At 62.3% G+C, this 3038-nt stretch carries 4 pseudogenes; 2 read left to right on the forward strand and 2 right to left on the reverse strand.

The window, feature by feature from the left end:
- Positions 1-255 (forward strand): annotated as a pseudogene (locus tag ESZ60_RS20415) (IS110 family transposase); the annotation flags it as partial.
- A gap of 237 nt (positions 256-492) precedes the next feature.
- Here ESZ60_RS20415 and ESZ60_RS20420 read toward each other — a convergent pair.
- A pseudogene (locus tag ESZ60_RS20420) lies at positions 493-1169 on the reverse strand (IS5 family transposase); the annotation flags it as partial.
- Between the two features lie 71 nt (positions 1170-1240).
- On the opposite strand from ESZ60_RS20420, the pseudogene ESZ60_RS20425 reads away from it, so the two are divergent.
- Positions 1241-2483, forward strand: a pseudogene (locus tag ESZ60_RS20425) (IS256 family transposase).
- Between the two features lie 53 nt (positions 2484-2536).
- Here ESZ60_RS20425 and ESZ60_RS20430 read toward each other — a convergent pair.
- Positions 2537-3038: pseudogene (locus ESZ60_RS20430) on the reverse strand (transposase); the annotation flags it as partial.

Genomic DNA, 3038 nt, shown 5'->3' on the forward strand with positions numbered 1-3038 from the left:
GGCAAACCTCGTCTGGGCAAGACCTCGAAGATGGGACAGCGCGACATCAGAAGGCTCCTGATCTCCGGCGCGATGGCCGTGCTTCAGGCCGTTGAGCGCCATGGCGGTTCAAAGCATGGATGGCTCGTTCGCTTGCGGGGGCGCAAACCACGCATGGTCGCCGCCGTCGCCCTGGCAAACAAAATGGCGCGGGGACTCTGGGCCATGATGACCAAACAGGAAGATTACCGGAACCCGGTGGCGGCGATGGCTTGAGCGCACGGCGCTTACCAACCCATCCCGGCACGTCGGGCCTGTGAGGGGGTCACTGAACAGTAAGGGCAAAGGATCGAAAAGATCCGGGTTAGAGAAAGCAGTATTTGTCGTGGAGCCTAAGAGCTCGCTCTGTTGATTTGCTTCTGACCCGCGCATCGCCATACCGGCCCGCGGCCATGATCGAGCCGCACAACGAGGCCTGATAGATGACCGCACCCGATCACACGCCTGAGCCATTCAAATACCACTTGCACGAAAGGGGGCATCCATACATGACAAATGGCGGAGCCAAAGGCGGATCGACGTGATGTCGATGAAGCCGAGGACGCTCTCGGCGGTCTTGTCATAGCCTGTGGCGACGCGGCGGGCGTTCTTCAGCTTGTTGAAGCACCGCTCGACGAGGTTGCGCAGCCGCTAGAGGGTGCGATCCACGGCCACGCGAAGCTTGCGGGTCTTGCGCATAGGGATGACCGGGAGCACATTGCGCGCCTCGATGGTTTTGCGAACGTTGTTAGCGTCATAGCCCCGGTCCGCGAGCAGGACGGACGGCGCAGGCGGGTTGTCGGCCATGGCCAGATCAAAGCCCAGTTAGTCCGATGTCTGCCCCGGCGTGATCTCCGACCTCATGGGCAGGCCTGCGCCGTTGACGCGGAGGTGGATCTTGGTCGTGAAGCCACCTCGCGAACGGCCAGAACCCTGTCGCGGAGTCCCCCTTTAGCGCCCGCTGCCTGATGATGGGCGCGGACCACGGTGCTGTCGATCATCTGGAGCGCGTGCGGCACCGCCCCGCCTTCGTTCAGGGCATCCAGGATCCGCTCCCAGAGCCCGATTAGGGTCCAGCGCCGGAATTGGCGGTAAACGGATGACCACTTACCGAATTCTTCCGGTAGGTCACGCCAAGGCGAACCGGTGCGCGTTCGGCAGAGAGCGTCCGATCTTCTGTGTATGACGGATCCGGTCCATGCTTCACCGAAAGGAAGCATGCATGACGATTTCCAAGGAAATCCTCGACGAACTGCTGAAGGGCGTTGAGTGCCCTGAGGATCTGCTCGGCGACACCGGGCTGATGAAAGAGCTGAAGATCAAGCTCATGGAGCGGATGCTGGGCGCCGAGTTGACGGCGCATCTTGGCTATGAAGATGGCAAGGAGGCCCCTCCGGGTCGGAGCAATCGCCGGAATGGCGCCTCGACCAAGGTGCTGAAGGGGCAGGACGGCGAGATGACCGTTGCGGTGCCCCGCGACCGCGACAGCAGCTTCGAGCCGGAGCTGGTGAAGAAGGGCCAGACCCGGATCGACGGGATGGAGTGAGGCGGAACAGAAAACAGTCCGGGGGACTGTTTTCCCGACGAACAAGATCATCGGCCTCTACGCGGCCGGGCTGACAGTTCGGGATATCCAGGCCCATCTGCTCGATCTCTATGGCCTGAAGGTCTCGCCCGATCTGATCAGCCGTGTCACCGACGCCGTCCTCGATGAGGTTCGGGAATGGCAGAGCCGGGCGCTGGAGCGGATGTATCCGATCGTGATCTTCGATGCCCTGCGGGTGAAGATCCGCGATGCCGACAGCCGGACGAAGAACAAGGCCGTGTATGTCGCCCTCGGCGTCACCCGAGATGGCCTACGTGAGGTTCTGGGGCTGTGGATCGCCGAAAACGAGGGTGCCAAATTCTGGCTCTCGGTGATGAACGAACTGAAGAACCGCGGGCTCCAGGACATTCTGATCGCGGTCGTGGACGGGCTCAAGGGCTTCCCCGAGGCGATCACGGCGGCCTTCCCGGACGCCATGGTTCAGACCTGCGTTCGCCACAGCCTGAACTTCTGCTCATGGAAGGACCGCAAGGCCGTGGCCGCCGATCTGCGCCGGATTTACAGCGCCCCGACGGCCGATATGGCCGAGGCCGAGCTCGACGCCTTCGAGGAAAAATGGGCTGGGAAATACGCGTCCATCGCCCCGGCTTGGCGCCGGGCATGGCAGGAGGTGATCCCGTTCTTCGGCTTCGATCCGGCGATCCGCAAGATCATCTACACGACCAATGCCATAGAGAGTCTGAACCGGGTCATCCGCAAATCGATCAAGACCCGAGGGTCGTTCCCGACCGACGAGGCGGCAACCAAGCTGATCTACCTGGCCATCCGCAACTTCGAGAAGGATGGCCGAAATGTCCGGGAATGGTTTGCGGCCCGCAACCAGTTTGCCATAATGTTCGGCGAGCGCTTCGACGCTTGAGTATCCCAAACCGCATGGGCCGGCACGGATACACAAAGTTCAGGACACTCCCGGACCAGCGTCTCCATCGTGGTGCCCCCCGGCGACCACGTGGTGAAGAAGGCTAGATCACCATCGGCAAGATTGCGGCGGATCAGCAGGCCCCGGGTCCAGACGCCGCTGAGAACAGCATTGAATTCGCGGGCGTCGAGATCGGCGAGATCAAGATAGGCCCAGTCGTGAACCCGCTCGCCCTTCGTGCCCGTGCCGGCCGAAAGGCGCTGCCACGCCGCCGGCGGCAAGTTTTCCGCGATGCTCCCGGCCGTTCGGCTGACGGCACAGGCTTTCTCCCAGGAATTGAAGGCGTGCTTGGAGCCGACGCCCAGGACATAGCCTTTTCCAGCGCGGCGTAGCGCTATTTCGATATCGCCAACGCCATAGACGCTGTCGGCGGCCACCCAGGAAAATGGAACCTTGGCCGAGAGCGCCCGCTCGATCATGCTGCGCGCGATGGCAGGTTTCGTGGCGAATTCCACCTCCTCGGGCACATGGGACCGGCTTCGTCTGACCTGGTCT

The sequence above is a fragment of the Paracoccus ravus genome (genome assembly GCF_004522175.1).
Lineage (GTDB): Bacteria > Pseudomonadota > Alphaproteobacteria > Rhodobacterales > Rhodobacteraceae > Paracoccus > Paracoccus ravus.